The sequence below is a fragment of the Arthrobacter arabinosi genome (assembly GCF_054511115.1).
Window position 1 is genome coordinate 1 of the sequence record NZ_JBTNDF010000001.1, and the last position, 14068, is coordinate 14068.

The 14068-nt window shown below is 68.6% G+C and carries 16 protein-coding genes and 1 other RNA gene; 16 read left to right on the plus strand and 1 reads right to left on the minus strand.

All coding sequences use genetic code 11. The annotated features are described in order from the left end of the window. Positions 1-1054 (minus strand): GH25 family lysozyme (locus ACX80P_RS00005; protein WP_459275967.1); only part of this gene is annotated, 1054 nt, incomplete at its 3' end. Positions 1055-1731: 677 nt separating this feature from the next. Between ACX80P_RS00005 and ACX80P_RS00010 the strand changes: the two genes are divergently transcribed. The 16 genes from ACX80P_RS00010 to ACX80P_RS00085 all read left to right on the plus strand — a co-directional run bounded on the left by ACX80P_RS00010 (position 1732) and on the right by ACX80P_RS00085 (position 14060). Beyond that, a complete protein-coding gene (locus tag ACX80P_RS00010) occupies positions 1732-2958 on the plus strand; it encodes a TadA family conjugal transfer-associated ATPase (RefSeq protein ID WP_459275968.1) in 1227 nt (408 codons plus the stop codon). Continuing rightward, positions 2955-3812, plus strand: coding sequence for a type II secretion system F family protein (locus tag ACX80P_RS00015; protein ID WP_459275970.1), 858 nt, complete (start codon positions 2955-2957; stop codon positions 3810-3812). The genes ACX80P_RS00010 and ACX80P_RS00015 overlap by 4 nt, the downstream gene beginning before the upstream one ends. Next, entirely contained in the window at positions 3809-4750 is a 942-nt protein-coding gene (locus tag ACX80P_RS00020) for a type II secretion system F family protein (RefSeq protein ID WP_459275971.1), read from the plus strand. Before ACX80P_RS00015 ends, ACX80P_RS00020 begins: the two co-directional genes overlap by 4 nt. 31 nt (positions 4751-4781) lie before the next feature. Next, a complete protein-coding gene (locus tag ACX80P_RS00025) occupies positions 4782-4997 on the plus strand; it encodes a hypothetical protein (RefSeq protein WP_459275972.1) in 216 nt (71 codons plus the stop codon). 3 nt (positions 4998-5000) lie between these two features. Further along, positions 5001-5417 (plus strand): TadE family protein, encoded by a 417-nt coding sequence (locus tag ACX80P_RS00030; protein ID WP_459275973.1) that lies wholly within the window; start codon positions 5001-5003, stop codon positions 5415-5417. Between the two features lies 1 nt (position 5418). Further along, positions 5419-5904, plus strand: a complete 486-nt coding sequence (locus tag ACX80P_RS00035) for a hypothetical protein (RefSeq protein ID WP_459275974.1) — start codon at positions 5419-5421, stop codon at positions 5902-5904. Further along, positions 5901-6413, plus strand: coding sequence for a pilus assembly protein TadG-related protein (locus ACX80P_RS00040; protein WP_459275975.1), 513 nt, complete (start codon positions 5901-5903; stop codon positions 6411-6413). Before ACX80P_RS00035 ends, ACX80P_RS00040 begins: the two co-directional genes overlap by 4 nt. Positions 6414-6450: 37 nt before the next feature. Beyond that, a complete protein-coding gene (gene prfB, locus ACX80P_RS00045) occupies positions 6451-7566 on the plus strand; it encodes a peptide chain release factor 2 (RefSeq protein WP_459275976.1) in 1116 nt (371 codons plus the stop codon). Between the two features lie 167 nt (positions 7567-7733). Beyond that, the gene (gene ftsE, locus ACX80P_RS00050) at positions 7734-8438 is read left to right on the plus strand and encodes a cell division ATP-binding protein FtsE (RefSeq protein ID WP_459275978.1); all 705 of its coding nucleotides are present in this window, start codon (positions 7734-7736) and stop codon (positions 8436-8438) included. Further along, complete coding sequence (gene ftsX, locus ACX80P_RS00055) at positions 8435-9349, plus strand: permease-like cell division protein FtsX (RefSeq protein ID WP_459275979.1); 915 nt, start codon at positions 8435-8437, stop codon at positions 9347-9349. The genes ftsE and ftsX overlap by 4 nt, the downstream gene beginning before the upstream one ends. A 2-nt stretch (positions 9350-9351) precedes the next feature. Then, the gene (locus ACX80P_RS00060) at positions 9352-10971 is read left to right on the plus strand and encodes a M23 family metallopeptidase (protein WP_459275980.1); all 1620 of its coding nucleotides are present in this window, start codon (positions 9352-9354) and stop codon (positions 10969-10971) included. A gap of 64 nt (positions 10972-11035) precedes the next feature. Beyond that, entirely contained in the window at positions 11036-11509 is a 474-nt protein-coding gene (gene smpB, locus ACX80P_RS00065; protein ID WP_043446231.1) for an SsrA-binding protein SmpB, read from the plus strand. Next, complete coding sequence (locus tag ACX80P_RS00070) at positions 11506-11880, plus strand: hypothetical protein (protein ID WP_459275982.1); 375 nt, start codon at positions 11506-11508, stop codon at positions 11878-11880. Before smpB ends, ACX80P_RS00070 begins: the two co-directional genes overlap by 4 nt. Before the next feature lie 111 nt (positions 11881-11991). Further along, positions 11992-12359, plus strand: a transfer-messenger RNA (tmRNA) gene (ssrA, locus tag ACX80P_RS00075). A 447-nt stretch (positions 12360-12806) separates the two neighbouring features. Then, positions 12807-13784 (plus strand): D-alanyl-D-alanine carboxypeptidase family protein, encoded by a 978-nt coding sequence (locus tag ACX80P_RS00080; protein WP_459275983.1) that lies wholly within the window; start codon positions 12807-12809, stop codon positions 13782-13784. Positions 13785-13832: 48 nt separating this feature from the next. After that, on the plus strand, positions 13833-14060 hold the full coding sequence (locus tag ACX80P_RS00085) for a hypothetical protein (protein WP_459275984.1): 228 nt from the start codon (positions 13833-13835) through the stop codon (positions 14058-14060). Positions 14061-14068 lie beyond the last annotated feature (8 nt).

The following is a 14068-nucleotide window of genomic DNA, read 5'->3' on the forward strand; positions in this document are numbered from 1 at the left end:
GGGCTCCGGTGGTGGGGGTGTAGTAGATGTTGCCGCCGGTGAAGGGCTGGTAGCAGCCGCCGCCGTAGAGTCCGCAGGTCACTGGACCCGTCGCCGAACCCATTCCCGACGTCTTCGACGCAGCAGCCGCAAAAATTGGCGCAAGTGCAGAGGAAGACTCGCTGGTGTTCGACGCAAATGCTTGGAGGCTGACAATTGTCCCCGGCCACTGGTTCCAGTCCCCTACGACCGGACCCTTATCCGTGTACTGCCAGAGAGCGTAGGACGCCCACCCGGCAGCAAGGGCTCCTGGTCCGTTGTTGCTGTAGCTGGCAATATGGAGCGGATGATCGCTGAACGCTGTAGAACTGCCGGTGCAGGTGTTCCACCAGTCCGTGGTGGAGTAAATCATTGGGAGGCGGCCCGTGAGGGACTGCATAGTGTTTGAGAAGTCCCGCACCCAGTTGACCATCTGGCTGGGGCTCATGTTGTAGCAGCTATTCCCGAGGGATGAGTAAGGGTTGTACTCGATGTCGAGAAGCGGTGGAAGCGTGGCGCCATCAGCGCTCCATCCGCCCCCGTTGGCGACGAAGAACCGGGCTTGTTCTGCACCGCTTGTCGTGTTGGGTGTCGCGAAGTGGTACGCACCACGAAGCATGCCCTGACCGCCAGCGCCCGAGTACTGCCTGCTAAAGAACTCGTTCTTGTAGTAAGTGCCCTCGGTCGCTTTCACGTAGGCGAACCGCGATCCGTAGGACCACGCACCCGACCAGTTGACGTTCTCACCCTGGTGACTGCTCACGTCGATTCCTAGGGTGCCAGTCGGCTTCCAAAAATTGGTCGCCATCGAAGAGGGGGTAGATGCTTGCTGACTGACGGTCTCGGGCGCAACCGCTGCAGAGTTCACGCTCGGTGCTGAGGCGTCATTTACCTGAGCTGCTGCCTCGTCGATTGTCTTGCCCTCGTCGAGCAGATTCAGGAGTTCAGTCTCCTCCTCCGTCGGCACCTGCGGGTTGTCATGCTCGCGGATGCGTGAGAGGCCCTGCCCGAGGCTTGCTCCTAGTCGTCCCGCCATCTCGGCCTGGCTCGTCGGGCTCGCGACAAGCTGCGCGTAGGGAACGACCTCGCCGCTCGTATTTGCAGGCTCAGGCGAATCTGTCGCGACCGGTCCGGGTCTATCAACGGCAGGGATTTCCCGGGCCGCTGGGGACTTCGTTGACGGCGACGTACTTGGGGAGGGTCCAACCGTGCCGCTGGGAACTGGTTGGATGGAAGGCCGCGGCTCCGCTTCGTCCCGCTCGGGGACTGTTGCCGTCGCCGTCGCGGGCGGTGCTTGGGGTGCGACGAGACCTACGGCGGGAACCGCATTGCCGAGGAGTCCGAAGGACAGCAGAGCCGCGCAGAGGAGCCGGGCGGGGGAGGGCAGGGTCACGGGTTTCTCCAGCAGAATCCGGGCGTCAGCCAGGCGGATGAATTCCTCGGAGACTAACCGCTCTGTTACCAACGTGACCAACGTTTCGGAAGTGAAACCGGAATCTTAGGCAAAAGCTGCGCTTCCGCCCGTATCCGCCTTGGCGTGTCGTTCTTGCGCAGCTGTGACAGCTGTGATTGTCGTCTCGTCCGGACCCGTTGTGCACAAACCCCGCCCGCTCTTCTCGGGCACGCTCCTCTTCAGTAGGGTGAGGACCGCGGAAGCAATTCCGGGCCCGATCGGCACGTCGCTGCCGGCGTGCGGATACATGGGGGACATCAATGGATGCTGTTCGCTTGGTCGAGGACGAGGTGCGGGAACTCATCCGCAGACGCGGCCTCGATCCCGCCCGTCAGGTCGGCGAGGTGCAACTCCTGGTCCACGACGCCGTCGCCGACTACGAGGAGCGCTCGGTGCTCGGAGTCCTTCCGCCGCTCGGACGGCTGGACGCCGCACGCAAGCAGATCTACGACGCCGTCGCCGGATTCGGTGCACTGCAGCCCCTGCTCGATGATCCGACCGTCGAGGAGGTCTGGATCAACGCCCCGTCGGAGATCTACGTCGCCCGGGACGGGGAGTCGGAGCTCACGGCACTCTCGCTGACCGACCAGCAGGTACGGGACCTGGTGGAGAAGATGCTGAAGTCCTCCGGACGGCGCCTCGACCTGTCCTCCCCGTTCGTCGATGCGTCCCTGCCCGACGGTTCCAGGCTGCACGTCGTGATCCCGGATGTGACTCGCAACCACTGGTCCGTGAACATCAGGAAGTTCATCGCGCGTGCCTCGAGGCTCGAGCACCTCGTGGAGCTGGGCACGTTGTCCCCCCAGTCCGCACGGTTCCTCGGGGTGGCCGTCGCGAGCGGCCTGAACATCCTGGTGTCCGGAGCCACCCAGGCCGGCAAGACGACCATGCTCAACTGCCTGGGAGCATCCATCGGCCCGCGGGAGAGGGTCATCACCGTCGAGGAGATCTTCGAACTGCAGTTGCCCCTGCGCGACGTCGTCGGTCTGCAGTGCCGCCAGCCCAACCTCGAGGGCCACGGGGAGATACCCCTGCGGCGCCTCGTCAAGGAGGCCCTCCGCATGCGGCCGGACCGGCTGATCGTGGGCGAGGTGCGCGAGGCCGAGAGCCTCGACATGCTCATCGCCCTCAATAGTGGACTCCCCGGGATGTGCACCGTCCACGCCAACAGTGCGCACGACGCCGTCACGAAGATCTGTACCCTCCCGCTCCTGGCGGGCGAGAACATCTCCAGCAGCTTCGTGGTGCCGACCGTCGCCTCCTGCATCGACCTCGTGGTCCACTGCGCACGACTACCCGGCGGCCGGCGTCGGGTCACGGAGATCCTGGCGCTGGGACGGCGCGTGGAGAACGGGGTCATCGAATCCTCCCCGGTCTTCACGCGGATCGACGGAAGCCTCGAGGTGACGGCCAGTGGCATGCCCGCCGAGGAGAAGTTCGCCGCCGCCGGCGTGGACGTCTCATCCCTCCTGGGCGGGCGGGCGTGACGACCGCGGCGGGGGTCGGCCTCGGCGTGGGCCTGTTCCTGATCTGGTGGTCGTGCTGGGAGCGGCCCGTGAGGGAACGCCCCGTCCACGCACGGCGGCGACCCTTCGACGACCTGCTCCTGCGTGCGGGAGTGGAGCGGGTCTCGGCCCGGGGACTGCTCGCATCCTGCGGGGCAACCGGGCTGGTCGTGCTGCTCATCGGGTTCGTGCTGACCGGTTCGGCGCCCATCGCGCTGTGTTTCGCACTGTTCGGCGGGTTCATGCCGTTCTCGATCGTGAAGTGGCGCGCAGCCAGGCGCACCGCCTCGCTCCGCGAGCTGTGGCCCGACGTCGTGGACCATCTCCGGTCGGCGATCCGTGCCGGGCTGTCGTTGCCCGAGGCCCTGATCCAGCTGGGCGACAAGGGACCCCTCGAGCTGAGGGCCGCCTTCCGGGCCTTCGGGGCAGACTATCGGGCGGGCGGACGGTTCGACGACTCCCTCGACCGGCTCAAGGAACGGCTGGCGGACCCCGTCGCGGATCGCATCGTCGAGGCGCTCCGCATGACGCGGGAGGTGGGCGGATCGGACCTCGGCCGCCTTCTGGGCACACTGTCCGAGTTCCTGCGCGACGCCGCCCGTACACGCAGCGAACTGGAGGCGCGGCAGTCCTGGACGATCAACGCGGCACGCCTGGCCGTCGCGGCACCCTGGTTCGTCCTCATGCTCCTGTCCACGCGTCCGGAGGCAGTGCGCGCCTACAATACGGCGGGCGGCGCGGTGGTCCTGCTGGGCGGGCTCGTCGTGTCCGTCGTCTGCTACCGCGTCATGCTCCGCATCGGCGCCCTGCCCGAGGACGAGCGGGTGCTCCGGTGACGCCGACGGTCGCCCTGGCGATGCTGTGCGGTCTCCTGCTCGGCATGGGCCTGTGGCTGGTCCTCGTCCGGCTCCCGGTGATGCGCGCGATCACGCTGACGCAGCGCATCGCGCCCCAATTGCGTGCCGTGGACGTGCGGTCCAGGCTGCTGGCGGACTCGCCGGGCAACGTGACGCCCTTCGGGCCGCTCGAACGCATCGTCCGGCCCCTGCTCGCCGACGCCGTGGCGTGGTCGCACCGTTTCAACCCGGCGGCCGCCACACTCACCCGCAGGCTCGCCCAGGCCGGGCGGGCGCAGACCGCCGCAGACTTCCGGGCCCAGCAGCTGCTCTGGGCCGCCGGCGGACTCGCCGCATCGACGCTGGTCGCGGTGCTCCTGGCGGCGTCGGGCTCGGTCAACGTGCCGCTCGCGGTCGTGATCATCCTCGTCTGCGCCGTCACCGGCTTCGTCGGCCGCGACTACATGCTCTCGACCGAGATCAGGAGGCGGGAGGCGCGCATGCTCGCCGAGTTCCCGAGCCTCGCGGAGCTCATGGCCCTCGCCGTCTCGGCGGGGGAGAGCACCACGGGCGCGCTCGAGCGCATCTGCAGGACGGCGGCGGGGGAGCTCGCCGGCGAATTCGCCCTCGTGCTCGCCGCGACACGCGCCGGCACGCCGCTCGTGGAGGCACTCCAGGAGTTCTCGCACCGGACACGCCTGGCCCCGCTCGCGCGCTTCGTCGACGGCATCACGGTCGCGGTGCAGCGCGGCACGCCCCTCGCGGACGTCCTGCGCGCCCAGGCGCAGGATGTCCGCGACCTCGCGAAGCGCGAGCTGATGGAGTCCGCCGGCAAGAAGGAGATCGCCATGATGGTGCCGCTGGTGTTCGGCGTCCTGCCGCTGACCGTCCTCTTCGCCGTCTACCCGGGCATCGCCCTGATCAATCTCGGCTTCTGATCCTGCACCCACTACGACGAAGGGAAACACCATGAACATCCCGACCCGCTCCTCGCACCTCATTCAGCTGTTCCTGAACGCCGCGGCGGTCCTGCTGGCCCGGTCCGGCGACCGGGAACGGGGTGATGTCCCCGGCTGGGTGATGATCACGCTGATGTCCGCGGTTCTCGTCGCGGCCCTGCTGGCCATCGCGGGCCCGGCCCTCGAAGGCCTGTTCAACCAGGCGATCGATCAGGTGTCCCGCTAGGTCATGGCCTACGCGGAGCCGGATGCCCGTACCCGCGGCGCACGTCACGAGGATCGGGAGCATGGTGCGGCGGTCGTCGACTTCGCCCTGGTCGGAGGCCTGCTGACGGTCATCTTCATCGCGGTCATCCAGCTGGCCCTCGTCCTCCACGTGCGGAACACGCTCATCGACGCCGCCGCCTCCGGAGCCCGGTACGGCACGCTGGCGGATCGCTCCCCGCAGGACGCCGTAGGACGCGCCGAGGAGCTGATCCGTGGGTCGCTCGCCGACTCCTACGGATCGGACATCTCCGTCGGCGAGAGCACGGTCGGCGGCGTGAGGACCCTCGAGGTGATCGTGCGCGCTCCGCTGCCGGTCATCGGGCTGGTCGGACCCGCAGGGGTCATGGAGGTGCGGGGCCATGCGGCGCTTCCGTCCTGAGGTGACCCCCGAACCGTCCGGCGGCCGTGCCGGCACAGGAGCCGGCGTCCGTCCGGGCCTCCGGCTCCGCCGCGTCCGGGAGGAGCACGGCAGCGCCGTCGTCGAGTTCGTGTTCCTGGGGGTGCTGCTGCTCGTGCCGGTCGTCTACCTCGTCCTGACGGTAGGGCGGCTCCAGGGCGGCTCCTTCGCCGTCGTCGGGGCGGCCGACCAAGCGGCGAAGGTCTACGTGGATGCCACCACGCCGCAGGACGCCGACGCGAGGGCACGCGAGGCCGCCGGCCTCGCGCTGGCCGACTTCGGCTTCAGCCCGGAGGAGGCCGCAGTGGACATCACCTGCAGCGAGGACTGCCTCGGGCCGGGGACGAGCGTGACCGTCGTCGTCCGCCTCGACGTCCCACTCCCGCTGATCCCCGCCATCGCGGGAACCCACCCGTCGGCCGCCACTGTCGGCGCCACGTCGACGCAGATCGTCGAGCGCTTCGGATGAGGCGCGCCGTCCACAGCGCAGGCAGAGCAGGCAGCGCAGGCAGAACAGGCAGCGCAGGCACGCCGGCCGACCGCGCCGAGGAGGGGCAGATCGGTGTCCTGGTCATCGGGTACCTCCTCATCTGCCTCCTGGTCGTGACGGTCGTCCTCGCCGTGTCCGCCGTCTACATCGAGCACAAGAAGCTGCTGTCGGTCGCAGACGGCGCAGCGCTGGCGGCGGCCGACAACTACAGCATCGACGTCGGAGGAGGCGGAGGGAGCCCGACGACGCCCCTTCCGGCCCTGCAGAGCCGCGGTGTGGAGGAGTCGGTGGCAGGCTACCTCGCCGCCACGGGCGCCGCGACCCGCTTCGAGCGGCTGTCCATCGATCCGTCCACCGGCGCGGACGACGGGCGGACCGCGCGGGTCGTCATCACCGCCGTCGTCCGCCCGCCCATCGTCAACTTCCTGGTGCCTGCCGGCATCCCGATCGTCGCCCGGGCGGACGCCCGCGCGGAGCTGGTCCGGTAGGCGGGCGGGAGAGCCCATGACGTAGGCTGGAAGGACCATGGCAACCACTGATTTTCCCGCAGAGATCCGCGCCCTCCGCGCCAAGTACCAGTCCATCGAGCAGGTTTCCGATGTCGAGGGAATACGCAAGGACATCGACGAACTGAGCGAGGAAGCGGGAGCCCCGGACCTCTGGGACGATCCCGCCGCGGCCCAGAAGGTCACCTCGAAGCTGTCGCACCGGCAGTCCGCCCTCGAGCGGCTCCAGACCCTCGAGAGCCGGATCGACGACCTCGAAGTCCTCGTGGGGCTCGCGCAGGACGAGAGCGACGAGGACACCCTCGCCGAAGCCGAGCGGGAGCTCGTCTCGCTCGGCAAGTCCCTCGACACCCTCGAGATCGTCACGCTGCTGGCCGGCGAGTGGGACGAGCGTGAGGCCGTCGTCACCATCCGTTCCGGTGCCGGAGGCGTGGACGCCGCCGACTTCGCCGAGATGCTGCTGCGCATGTACCTCCGATGGGCCGAACGCCACGGCTACCCCACGCAGGTCCTCGACACCTCCTACGCGGAGGAGGCGGGGCTGAAATCCGCGACGTTCGAGGTCAAGGCTCCCTACGCCTTCGGCACGCTGTCGGTGGAGGCCGGGACGCACCGGCTCGTCCGCATCAGCCCCTTCGACAACCAGGGCCGCCGCCAGACCTCGTTCGCCGCGGTCGAGGTCATCCCCCTGATCGAGGGAACGGACGTCATCGAGGTCCCGGACAACGAGATCCGCGTCGACGTCTTCCGGTCCTCGGGCCCGGGCGGGCAGTCGGTCAACACGACGGACTCGGCGGTGCGCCTGACGCACCTGCCCACCGGGGTCGTGGTCTCCATGCAGAACGAGAAGTCGCAGATCCAGAACCGGGCCGCGGCCATGCGCGTGCTCCAGTCCCGGCTCCTGCTGCTGAAGAAGGAGCAGGAGGACGCCGAGAAGAAGGCATTCGCGGGTGACGTCAAGGCATCCTGGGGCGACCAGATGCGCTCCTACGTGCTCAACCCGTACCAGATGGTCAAGGATCTGCGGACCAACCACGAGGTCGGCAACACGTCGTCGGTGTTCGACGGCGAGATCGACGACTTCATCGACGCCGGCATCCGCTGGCGCACCAACAACCGCAACGACGCCACCTAGGGCTACGCGTCTTCCGGCGCAAACCACTTGTTTTCCGATCAGGCTCTTGCCCGCGACACGCCGCAGAGGTAGAGGACGTCCCCCGACGAGTCGTTATAGTCGAGGAGCCGGCGCCCCCTTCCCCCAGCCAATGCCCGTGCCCGGCGATCCACGGGTGCAGAGTGATCATGATCAGATTCGACAGCGTCACGAAGACCTACGACACCACGTCGCAGCCCGCCCTCGATGCCGTCTCCCTCGACATCGACCGCGGTGAGTTCGTCTTCCTCGTCGGCGCATCCGGCTCCGGTAAGTCGACCTTCATCCGCCTGGTCCTCAGGGAGGACCGGGCCTCCAGGGGTGCCGTCTACGTGGCCGGCCAGAACGTCGCGAACATCCCCAGCTGGCGAGTGCCCCGCCTGCGCCGGGGGATCGGCGTCGTCTTCCAGGACTTCCGCCTCCTCCCCAACAAGACCGTCTTCGCGAACGTCGCCTTCGCGATGCAGGTGATCGGCAAGAGCCGTGCCGTCATCCGCGACACCGTGCCCGATGTCCTCGCGACGGTGGGCCTCGAGGGCAAGGACCACCGCATGCCGCACGAACTCTCCGGCGGCGAGCAGCAGCGCGTCGCGATCGCGCGCGCGGTCGTCAACCGCCCCGGCATCCTGCTGGCCGACGAGCCCACCGGCAACCTCGACCCGACGACCTCCATGGGCATCATGAAGATCCTCGACACGATCAACCAGAACGGCACGACGGTCGTCATGGCCACGCACGACGACGACATCGTGAACACGATGCGCAAGCGTGTCGTCGAACTCCGTAGCGGGTCGCTCGTGCGCGACGACGCCCGCGGCATCTACGTCGGCCGGCCCGAAGCCATGGCCGGATGAGGATCGCGTTCATCCTGTCCGAGATCGGCTCGGGAATCCGCCGCAACCTCTCGATGGTCACGTCGGTCATCCTGGTGACCTTCATCTCGCTGACCTTCGTGGGCGCCGCCGGCCTGTTCCAGCTGCAGATCAACCAGATGAAGGGCTACTGGTACGACCGCGTCCAGGTCACGATCTACCTCTGCGTGGACAACTCCTCCGAGACCAGCTGCGCCACCGGACCCGTGACCGATGACCAGCGCGCGGCGATCGAGGCGAAGCTCGAGTCCGAGCAGTTCGCGCCCTACGTGGATACTGTCACCCACGAGTCGCAGGAGGAGGCGCTCGTCCACTTCCGCGACCAGTTCGCGAACTCGCCCATCGTCGACTCCGTGTCCGCGGACCAGCTGCCGGAATCCTTCCGCGTCGGCCTCGTCGACGCCGAGAAGTACGAGGTCATCAGCGAGGCCTTCTCCTCCGAGCCGGGCGTGGACGCGGTGAGCGACCAGCGGGACTTCCTCGAAGCGATCTTCCGCTACATGAACTGGGCGTCCGTCGTCGCGCTCGCGATCGCCGGCATCATGACGTTCTGCGCGATCCTGCTGATCGCGACGACCATCCGCCTCTCGGCCTTCAGCCGGCGCCGGGAGACCGGCATCATGCGCCTCGTCGGCGCGTCCAAGGCCGTCATCCAGCTCCCGTTCGTCCTCGAAGGGGTGATCGCCGCGGTCATCGGGGCGATCCTCGCGTCGGCGACGCTCTGGGGTGCGTCGCGCCTCCTGATCGACGGCTGGCTCGTGAACACCTTCCCCCAGACGGCGTTCATCTCCTCCCAGCAGGTCCTGCTCCTGGCCCCGGCGCTGATCCTGCTCGGCGCCGTCCTCGCAGGGATCTCCTCCCTGCTCACCCTCCGCCGATACGTGAAGGTCTGACGATGATGACGCCCAGCCCCAGCGGACACCAGCGCTCGTCAGGACCATGGTGGGTACGGCAGGATCGGCCGGCCCGCCTCGTCTGCGGCACCGCGGCGACGGCGATCGCGCTGGTCGCGGTGCTCGCCCTCGGCTTCAGTACGCCGGTGGCCGCGGACGAGCTCGAGGACCGCAGGAGCGCACTGGAGAACGAGGTCGCCGAGGTCCAGCAGTCGATGGAATACCTCGACGAGGACATCGCCGAGACCATCGGTGCGCTCAGGACGTACCAGGGCCGGCTCCCCGCAGCACAGCAGTCCCTCGCGGAGGCGCAGGGCCGGGTCGAGACCGCGACGGACGAGGTCGGCGCCCTCGCCGTGCGCGTCGACATCGCGCAGGAGACGAAGACGAAGATCACCGAGGAGCTGCGCGCCGACCGGCAGGAGATGGACGAGACACGCGAGGTCATCGGCCAGATCGCCACCGAGGCGTACAAGAACGGCGGCGTCCCCACCAACGTGTCGCTGCTCCTGGGCGCCGACGGCGTCGAGGACTTCACCCGGTCCATGGACATGGTGGACCACGCGCTGCGCAGCCAGAACGCGGCGATGGAACGACTCTCCGAGCAGAACGCGACGAACGCGAACAGCCAGGCGCGCCTCACCGCGGTCGAGGCCGAGATCACCCGGCTGAAGGAGAAGGCGGATGCCGCCCTCGCCGCCGAGCAGTCCGCGCGCGACGCCGCCGCAGGGGAGAAGGCCAAGGTGGACGAACTCGTGGCCGACACCTCGGCGCTGTCCGCGAAGCTCCAGGAACAGAAACCCGTCATTGAGGCCAGGCTGGCCGGCGTCGAGAAGGCGCAGCAGCAGGTGAACGCGGACATCGCGGAGCGCCAGCGCCTCCAGATCGAGGAGGCGCGCAAGGCGGAGGAGGCCCGGCAGAAGGCCGAGCAGGCCCGCCGGAAGGCGGAACAGGAACGCGTCCGCGCCGAAGCGGAGGCGGCGGCCGCCGCCGAGGAGGCCCGTCGGAGAGCCGACGCCGAAGCCGCTGCAGCCGCCGAGACGGCCCGCCGCGCCGCGGAGGCTGCCGCCGCGAACAAGCCGGCGCCCGCGCCGGTGCAACCACGGGCCGTCGCCCCGGTAGTGCCCGTCGTCCCCGTGGTGCCCGTCGTTCCCGTCGTCCCCGACCCTCCGGTCGCCGCGCCGTCGAGCCCGAGCGGCTTCAACCTGCAGTCCCCGGTCGGCGCCCCGATCTCGTCCGGCTTCGGCTGGCGGCCGACGCCGGTGGGAACCATCGACTTCAACGGCACCGGCGGCTACGTCCACACGGGCGTCGACTACGGGGTGGCCTGCGGGACGCCGCTCTACGCGCCGGCCGCCGGGGAGGTCTGGTACGCGGACTCGGACGCCCTGCTCGGCGCCGGCAACCGGATCGTCCTCAACCACGGGGTGATCGGAGGCGACGCACTCGCGACCAACTTCTACCACCTCACGAGTTCCGTGGTCTCGGTCGGGCAGCGGGTCAGCGCGGGTCAGCTGATCGGCTACGCGGGCTCCACGGGCAACTCCAAGGGCTGCCACCTGCACTTCGAGACGATGCTGAACGGGGAGCTCGTGGACCCGCTGGGTCTGCTCGGGTCGTAGGATGGAAGGCACTGTCCACCCGCGGGCCGCCGTCCGCGACAGTGTCGCTGGAAGGAGAACAGCCGTGCCGAAGGAAAGTGGCCGGAAAGTGGTGGCCACGAATCGGAAGGCCTTCCACGACTACGCCGTGCTCGACACCTACGAGGCAGGCCTCGCCCTGATGGGCACCGAGGTCAAGTCCCTGCGGGCCGGACGCGCATCCCTGGTGGACGGCTACGCGGTCTTCTACAACGACGAGCTCTGGCTCGAAGGCATCCACATCTCCGAGTACTCGCAGGGCAGCTGGACCAATCACGCGGCACGTCGCCGGAGGAAGCTCCTGCTGCACCGGGAGGAACTCACGAAGATCTCGCAGAAGATCCGTGAGTCCGGCTTCACCCTCGTCCCCCTGCAGCTCTATTTCCTGAACGGCAGGGCCAAGGTGGAGATCGCCGTCGCCCGCGGCAAGCGGGACTACGACAAGCGCCAGACCCTGCGGGAGAAGCAGGACAACCGGGAGGCGCTGCGCGCCATGCGAGAGAAGAACCTCGGGGCATGAGCGACATCTTCTGGGAGACCCAGGAGGACGAAGGCCCAGAGCCGTCGGAGTTGAGGTACAGGCGGCCCTGGTGGGTGACGGTCGGCGCCCTCGTGGACCTGATCCTGCTGCTCGTCGTGGTGCCGGTCGGGATCCTGTCGCTGATCCCGTTCGTCTTCCTCGTCTACGTCTTCTTCGCGCAGCTCCTCGTCTGGGTCTCGCCCGTCCTGCTGGTGCTGAACGGGGCCATCTTCTGGTGGGGATTCCGCCGGAAGCAGGCGGCGACCACGGCACTGGCCGCCCTCGGCATCGCGTTCGTCACCCTCGCCTTCGTGGTCGTGCGCCTCTGGCAGTCTCCCGTCGTCATCCTCGGCGTCCCGCTGGGGCAGTAGCCCGGACCTCCCTCCGGCGACGTCCTGCCGGAGGGAGGGCCGGTACGGTACAGTGGAGGAACTGGACGGCCCTGGGCCGGACAGGGCAGGAACCGTTTGATAACTGAACATGGGGATGACAGGTTTCGACGATGTTAGTCGCGACAGGGGAAGCGGGCCGAGGATACAGGGTTATCTCGTAAACGCTCCTTGTAAAACAATAAGTGCCGAACAAAAGCGCACTGACTTCGCTCTCGCTGCCTAAGCAGCCTAGCTAGTCCGTCAGCCCGGGTTTGCTCTCGCCCCGGATACTGGCGTCATTTAGAGGGCCACTGCTCCCGGTCCTCGTTGTAGGGACCGGGGGGACTCTTATACAACTGGGCTTGGCAGCCACTCGTTCGCACGATGGCTGAAGCCGAGAAAAACCGACGCGAACTGCGCCCGGAGAAGCCCTGACTACACTGCATCGGACGCGGGTTCAATTCCCGCCATCTCCACCACTGATGAAGCGCTCCGCCGGTACCCGGCGGGGCGCTTCGTCGTCTCCTGCTGCCGAAGCCTTGTCGCCGCTGTCCGGGGCGCCTACCCTGTGAGCAGGGTCGTCGAGTCCGAGGGGTCATCATGAGGCGCATCGCCGCGTACCTGCTCGCCGTGCTCACCTGCATGTTCCTCCTGGCGGGCACCGTCGTCGCAGCTCCGGCGGCCCAGGCGGTGACGGCGATCGACGCGAAGTACGCTCAACTCGGCGGTGCGTCCGGACGCCTCGGCGCCCCGACGTCCCCGGAGACCTGCGGGCTGCGGGGGGCGGCTGCTACCGGAGCTTCCAGGCCGGTTCCATCCACTGGTCCCCGGCCACCGGAGCCCAGCCGACCTGGGGCGGCATCCGTACAGCCTGGGCCCGGACCGGTTGGGAGAACGGCAAGCTCGGCTATCCCACCGGATCCGAGGTGTGCGGGCTGAAGAACGGCGGGTGCTACCAGAGCTTCCAGGGCGGTTCGGTCCACTGGTCCCCGGCCACCGGCGGACGGGCGACGTGGGGCGCGATCCGTGGGGCGTGGGCGCGCTCGGGGTTCGAGAACGGACGGCTCGGTTACCCGACCACGAACGAGGTCTGCGGGCTGCGCGGCGGCGGCTGCTACCAGAACTACCAGGGCGGCTCGATCATCTGGTCGCCGACGACCGGCGCGAGGATCTCCGTCGGCGCGATCCGCGCGGCCTGGGCCTCCACCAACTTCGAGAACGGTGCCCTCGGCTACCCGGTGACCGACGAATCGTGCACCGGTGGTGCGTGCACGCAGACCTACCAGCGCGGGGTCATCTCCTGGTCCCCGGGAGGCGGAGCGCGGATCGCCCGGCACATCGACGTCGCATCGTCGTCGGTGGTCGTCGTCAACAAGCGCCGGCCGCTGAACCCGGCACGCTACGTCCCCGCGCCGCTCGTGGGCGTCGAGGGACCCCTGCTCCGCAGTGACGCCGCCCAGCAGTTCTCGCGGCTGCTCGCCGCAGCCCGGGCCAGTGGGGTCGGGATGGTCCCTGTCAGCGGCTACCGCTCCTACGACACGCAGGCCTCCCTCTACGCCTCCTACGTCAACCAGTACGGGCAGGCGACGGCGGACCTCATCTCCGCCCGTCCGGGCTACAGCGAACACCAGACGGGCCTCGCCGTCGACATCGGCAACAGCAACGGCGCGTGCGGACTGCAGGAATGCTTCGCGGGTACGCCGGCGGGGGCATGGGCGGCACAGAACGCGTGGCGGTACGGATTCATCATCCGCTACCCGCAGGGCCAGACCCCGGTCACCGGGTACTCGTACGAGCCCTGGCACCTGCGCTACGTCGGCACCACCATCTCCTCCGAGATGCGCGCCCATGGGCTGCCGACGCTCGAGCACTACATGTCCATCCCCGCGGCGCCGTCCTACTGATCGGTCACTCACGGGCGCGGCACCGGGAGCGCGATCTACACTGGGCCCATGAGCTGGACTGACAGGCCGCCGTCGTGGCTCCCTCCACTGCCGCCGCCCCGACGGGGCCGGGGCCTGATCGTGCTCGGCTGGATCCTCGTGGGAGGCACATTCGTGTACATCTTCGTCATGAGCTACGTCGGCGGGACCCACACGCTCTACACCCTGCTCCCGCTCCTGCTCGGCCTCCTGTCCCTGATCGTCGGCCTCCTGCGGCGGGACACCCGCACCCGGTAGTCGTCTTG

Bases quoted from the DNA above. Each gene is read 5' to 3' on its own strand.
- ACX80P_RS00025 (WP_459275972.1), top strand. From the start codon at position 4,782: ATGAACATCCCGACCCGCTCCTCGCACCTCATTCAGCTGTTCCTGAAC.
- ACX80P_RS00010 (WP_459275968.1), top strand. From the start codon at position 1,732: ATGGATGCTGTTCGCTTGGTCGAGGACGAGGTGCGGGAACTCATCCGC.
- prfB (WP_459275976.1), top strand. From the start codon at position 6,451: ATGGCAACCACTGATTTTCCCGCAGAGATCCGCGCCCTCCGCGCCAAG.
- ACX80P_RS00030 (WP_459275973.1), top strand. From the start codon at position 5,001: ATGGCCTACGCGGAGCCGGATGCCCGTACCCGCGGCGCACGTCACGAG.
- ftsX (WP_459275979.1), top strand. From the start codon at position 8,435: ATGAGGATCGCGTTCATCCTGTCCGAGATCGGCTCGGGAATCCGCCGC.
- ACX80P_RS00085 (WP_459275984.1), top strand. From the start codon at position 13,833: ATGAGCTGGACTGACAGGCCGCCGTCGTGGCTCCCTCCACTGCCGCCG.
- ACX80P_RS00070 (WP_459275982.1), top strand. From the start codon at position 11,506: ATGAGCGACATCTTCTGGGAGACCCAGGAGGACGAAGGCCCAGAGCCG.
- ftsE (WP_459275978.1), top strand. From the start codon at position 7,734: ATGATCAGATTCGACAGCGTCACGAAGACCTACGACACCACGTCGCAG.
- ACX80P_RS00060 (WP_459275980.1), top strand. From the start codon at position 9,352: ATGATGACGCCCAGCCCCAGCGGACACCAGCGCTCGTCAGGACCATGG.
- ACX80P_RS00040 (WP_459275975.1), top strand. From the start codon at position 5,901: ATGAGGCGCGCCGTCCACAGCGCAGGCAGAGCAGGCAGCGCAGGCAGA.